The organism is Melaminivora alkalimesophila, assembly GCF_000282995.1.
In the GTDB taxonomy this organism is placed as follows: domain Bacteria; phylum Pseudomonadota; class Gammaproteobacteria; order Burkholderiales; family Burkholderiaceae_C; genus Melaminivora; species Melaminivora alkalimesophila.
The window spans coordinates 1-4,874 of sequence record NZ_ALEE01000170.1; the positions used below are offsets into that span (position 1 = coordinate 1).

The 4,874-nt window shown below is 71.4% G+C and carries 6 protein-coding genes; all 6 read left to right on the forward strand.

What is annotated here, in order from left to right; genetic code table 11:
- The coding region (locus A612_RS02785) for a YfgM family protein (RefSeq protein WP_019373081.1) at nucleotides 1–388 on the forward strand (388 nt) is incomplete at its 5' end.
- A gap of 11 nt (nucleotides 389–399) precedes the next feature.
- Entirely contained in the window at nucleotides 400–1,536 is a 1,137-nt protein-coding gene (gene bamB / locus A612_RS02790; RefSeq protein ID WP_019373082.1) for an outer membrane protein assembly factor BamB, read from the forward strand.
- A gap of 55 nt (nucleotides 1,537–1,591) precedes the next feature.
- Entirely contained in the window at nucleotides 1,592–2,938 is a 1,347-nt protein-coding gene (gene der / locus A612_RS02795) for a ribosome biogenesis GTPase Der (protein ID WP_019373083.1), read from the forward strand.
- 77 nt (nucleotides 2,939–3,015) lie between these two features.
- Entirely contained in the window at nucleotides 3,016–3,273 is a 258-nt protein-coding gene (hfq, locus tag A612_RS02800) for an RNA chaperone Hfq (RefSeq protein WP_019373084.1), read from the forward strand.
- An 81-nt stretch (nucleotides 3,274–3,354) separates the two neighbouring features.
- The gene (hflX, locus tag A612_RS02805) at nucleotides 3,355–4,545 is read left to right on the forward strand and encodes a GTPase HflX (RefSeq protein ID WP_241209507.1); all 1,191 of its coding nucleotides are present in this window, start codon (nucleotides 3,355–3,357) and stop codon (nucleotides 4,543–4,545) included.
- A 54-nt stretch (nucleotides 4,546–4,599) separates the two neighbouring features.
- The coding region (locus tag A612_RS02810; RefSeq protein ID WP_040435739.1) for a protease modulator HflK N-terminal domain-containing protein at nucleotides 4,600–4,874 on the forward strand (275 nt) is incomplete at its 3' end.

Genomic DNA, 4,874 nt, shown 5'->3' on the forward strand with positions numbered 1-4,874 from the left:
GCTGGCCGCCAGCGCGCTGCTGGACGCCGGCAAGCCCGACGAGGCGCGCTCCACCCTCGCCTGGGTGGCCGACAAGGCGAGCGATGAAGGCCTGCGCGCGCTCGCGCGCCTGCGCCTGGCGGCCCTGCTGATCGAGCAGAAGGACTACGACGGCGCCATGGCCCAGCTGTCGGGCAGCATTCCGCCCGAATTCGCGGGCTTGGTGGCCGACCGCAAGGGCGACGTGTTGGCGCTGCAGGACAAGAAGGCCGAAGCCGTCGAGGAATACCGCAAGGCCTGGCAGGCACTGGACGAGCGCATCGATTACCGGCGGCTGGTGGAGGCCAAGCTCAACGCCCTCGGGGTGTCGGTGCTGGCCTCGGCCGCGGGAGCGGGAGCGGCGCAATGAGGGCGGCCGCCATGCTGCGCCCCGCTGCCGCGGCCCTGCTGGCGAGCACGCTGGCACTCGCCGGCTGCTCATCGCTGCCGTTTTTCGGGGGCTCCTCGCGGCCCAAGCCCGCCGAGCTCGGCCCCAACGTTCCCATCCTCGGAGTGCGCCAGGCGTGGACAGCGCAGATCGGCAGCATGCAGGGCATGGCGCTGGACGTGCGCGTGCTCGGCCATACGGTGCTGCTCGCCTCGTCTGCGGGCGAGGTGGTGGCGCTGGACGCGCGCACCGGTGGCGACATCTGGCGCACCCGCGTGGCCGGGACGCTGACCGCGGGGGTCGGCAGCGACGGCCGCTGGACGGCGGTCACGGCCGCCACCGGCGAGGTCGTCGTGCTCGACGCCGGCCGCGAGATCTGGCGCAAGCCGCTGAGCGCCCAGGCCTACACCGCGCCCCTGGTGGCGGGCAACCGGGTGTTCGTGCTCGCCGGCGACCGCTCGGTCACCGCCTTCGACGCCGCGAGCGGTCGCCAGCTGTGGCGCCAGCAGCGCCCAGGCGAGCCGCTCGTGCTGCGCCAGGGAGGTGTGCTGATGGCCGTGGGCGATACCCTGGTGGCGGGCCTGTCGGGCCGCCTGGTCGGCTTCGACCCGGACAACGGCGGTGTGCGCTGGGAGGCGCCACTTGCCAGCCCACGCGGCACCAACGACGTGGAGCGCCTGGTCGAAATCGTCGGCCGCACCAGCCGTGTGGGCGACCACCTCTGCGCACGCGCCTTCCAGGCGAGCGTGGGCTGCATCGACGCGCGCCGCGGCGCCGTCCTGTGGACACAGCAGGCCAGTGGCGGCGAGGGCATCGACGGCGACGAGCAGATGCTCTTCGGCACCGAAGGCAACGGCACGGTGCTCGCCTGGCGCCGCGCCGACGGCACGCGCGCCTGGAGCAGCGACCGCCTGCAGTGGCGCAAGCTGACGGCGCCGCTGCTGCTCGGCCGCTCGGTCGTCGTCGGCGACGACAGCGGCCTCGTGCACCTGCTGTCGCGCGAGGACGCCGCGCCGCTCAACCGCCTGTCCACCGACGGCTCGCCGATCGCCGCCGCGCCGGTGGCCGCCGCCGACACCCTGGTGGTGGTGACGCGCAAGGGCGGCGTGTTTGGCTTCCGCCCCGAGTGAGGCCGACCTTCGTGCCGCACCCACTCCCGCCAACCAACGCAGTCAGGACCCAGGGATGAAGCCCGTCATTGCCCTGGTGGGGCGCCCCAACGTGGGCAAGTCCACGCTGTTCAACCGCCTGACGCGCACGCGCGACGCCATCGTGGCCGACTTCCCCGGCCTCACGCGCGACCGCCACTACGGCCACGGGCGGCTGGGCAAGCGCGAGTTCATCGTGGTCGACACCGGCGGCTTCGAACCCGAGGCCGCCAGCGGCATCTTCCATGAAATGGCGCGCCAGACACGCCAGGCCGTGGCCGAGGCCGACGTGGTGGTCTTTGTCGTGGACGTGCGCGCCGGCGTCTCGGCCCAGGACCACGACATCGCCAGCTACCTGCGCCGTCTGGGCAAGCCCTGCGTGCTGGTGGGCAACAAGGCCGAGGGCATGCAGGAAAGCGCGCACCTGGCGGAGTTCTACGAGCTTGGGCTGGGCGAGGTGCTGCCGGTCTCGGCCGCCCACGGCCAGGGCGTGCGCAGCCTGACGGAACATGCCCTCGAAGCCCTGCCGTGGCAGGACGAGCCGGAAGAGGAGGGCGAGGGCGAGGCGCGCAGCGTCATCCGCCTGGCCGTCGCCGGCCGGCCGAACGTCGGCAAGTCCACGCTCATCAACACCTGGCTCGGCGAGGAGCGGCTGGTCGCCTTCGACCTGCCCGGCACCACGCGCGACGCCATCAGCGTGCCGCTGGAGCGCCAGGGCCAGAAGTTCGAGCTCATCGACACCGCCGGCCTGCGCCGCAAGGGGCGGGTGTTCGAGGCGGTGGAAAAGTTCTCGGTGGTCAAGACCCTGAAGGCCATCGAGTCGGCGCACGTGGTGCTGCTGCTGCTCGACGCCACGCAGGGCGTGACCGACCAGGACGCGCACATCGCCGGCTACATCCTGGAGAGCGGCCGTGCCGTGGTGCTGGCCGTCAACAAGTGGGATGCGGTGGACGACTATGCACGCCAGATGCTCGAACGCTCCATCGAGACCCGCCTGGCGTTCCTGAAATTCGCCCCGCTGCACTTCATCTCCGCCACCCGGCGCCAGGGCCTGGGCCCGCTGTGGGCCTCGTTGCTGCAGGCCTACCGCTCGGCCACCTGCAAGATGCCCACGCCGGTGCTCACGCGCGTGCTGCTCGAATCGGTGCGCTTCCAGGCGCCCAAGCGCGCGGGCTCGTCGCGGCCGAAGCTGCGCTACGCCCACCAGGGCGGCATGAACCCGCCGGTCATCGTGATCCACGGCAATTCGCTGGAGCACGTCACCGACGCCTACCGGCGCTTCCTGGAAGGGCGCTTCCGCAAGGAATTCAACCTCGTGGGCACGCCGCTGCGCATCGAGATGAAGACCTCCAGCAACCCCTACGTGGACAAGGGCGGCGGCTGATCCCCCGGCCCTCGCGGGGCTGCAAGCCTGTGGTAAGGTGCCGCACCACAACAACACTTCGGAACACGGAGAATATCGTGAGCAACAAAGGCCAGCTGCTGCAAGACCCCTTCCTCAACACCCTGCGCCGCGAGCACATCCCGGTCTCCATCTACCTGGTGAACGGCATCAAGCTGCAAGGGCAGATCGAATCCTTCGACCAGTACGTGGTCCTGCTGCGCAACACCGTCACGCAGATGGTCTACAAGCACGCGATCTCCACCATCGTCCCCGGCCGCCCGGTCAACCTCGCCACCGCCGAGCCCAACGAGCCCGCGGCCGCCGACAACCGCTGAGCGCGGGCTGCCTCCCTCTTCTTTCCGCCGCTGCCCCGGCGCCGAGTGCCTGCGGCGGCGCGCCATTTTTCTCGAGCGCTCTTGACGCCTTCCTCCGACGCTTCTTCTTCCCCCGAAACCGCCACGCCCGTCCTCCTGGTGGGCGTTGATTTCGGCCTTCCCCACTTCGATGCGCAGCTCGAGGAGCTCGGCCTGCTCGCGCAGACCGCCGGGCTCGAGCCCGTGGCGCGCCTGACCTGCAGCCGCAAGGTGCCGGATGCCGCGCTCTTCGTCGGCAGCGGCAAGGCCGACGAGATCCGCACGCTGGCCGAGATGCACGGCGCCCAGGAGGTGCTGTTCGACCAGGCATTGAGCCCGGCGCAGCAACGCAACCTGGAGCGCCACATCGGCCTGCCGGTGAACGACCGGACGCTGCTGATCCTGGAGATCTTCGCCCAGCGCGCGCGCAGCCACGAGGGCAAGCTGCAGGTCGAGCTGGCGCGGCTGCAGTACCTGTCCACCCGCCTGGTGCGCCGCTGGTCGCACCTGGAGCGCCAACGCGGCGGCATCGGCACGCGCGGCGGTCCGGGCGAGCGCCAGATCGAGCTGGACCGGCGCATGATCGAGGAAGGCATCAAGCGCACGCGCGAGCGGCTGGTGCGCGTCAAGCGCCAGCGCAGCACCCAGCGGCGCCAGCGCGCGCGCCGCGAAACCTTCAACATCTCGCTGGTCGGCTACACCAACGCCGGCAAGTCCACCTTGTTCAACGCCCTGGTCAAGGCCCGCGCCTACGCCGCCGACCAGCTGTTCGCAACGCTCGACACCACCACGCGCCAGCTCTACCTTGGCCCGGAAGCCGGTTCGGTGTCGCTGTCCGATACCGTCGGCTTCATCCGCGACCTGCCGCACGGTCTGGTGGATGCCTTCGAGGCCACGCTGCAGGAGGCGGTCGATGCCGACCTGCTGCTGCACGTGGTGGATGCCGCCAACCCCGGCTACCCCGAGCAGATCGCTCAGGTGCAGTCGGTGCTGGCGGAGATCGGCGCCGCCGACATTGCCCAGCTGCTGGTGTTCAACAAGCTCGATGCGCTGCCGGCCGGCGTGCGCCCGTCCGAGCTGCTCGACAGCTACGAGCTCGACGGGCGCCAGGTGCCCCGGGTGTTCGTGAGCGCCCAGACCGGCGCCGGCATGCCGCTGCTGCGCGAGCAGCTCGCCCAGCGGGTCGCCGGCCACCGCGAGCGCCGGGCGATGCCCCCGGCGGCCGATCCTGAATTGGCCGGGCCCGCCGACTGAGTTGGGCACAATGGCGCCTGTTTCCGCGTCCCTACAGAACAAGAGAATTCGCGCATGAACCAAGCTGACCGCTCCCTGCGCTGGCCCTGGCTGCCGGCGCGCCTTCGGGGCGTTTTCAACCTCAACGACCCCCGCTGGGGCCGCGGCGAGGATGGCAACGACGGTGGCTCCCGGCCGGAGCCCGAGCGCCCCCTGGAGCCCCGCGGGCCGGGCAACCGGGGGCGCGATGGCGGGCCGTCCGGCCAGCCGCCCGACCTCGACGAGCTGTGGCGCGACCTGAACCGCAAGCTCAGCGGCCTGTTCGGCGGGCGCGGCGGGCGCGGCGGCCC

Coding starts and splice junctions, on each gene's coding strand:
- der (WP_019373083.1), top strand. CDS start 1,592: ATGAAGCCCGTCATTGCCCTGGTGGGGCGCCCCAACGTGGGCAAGTCC.
- bamB (WP_019373082.1), top strand. CDS start 400: ATGCTGCGCCCCGCTGCCGCGGCCCTGCTGGCGAGCACGCTGGCACTC.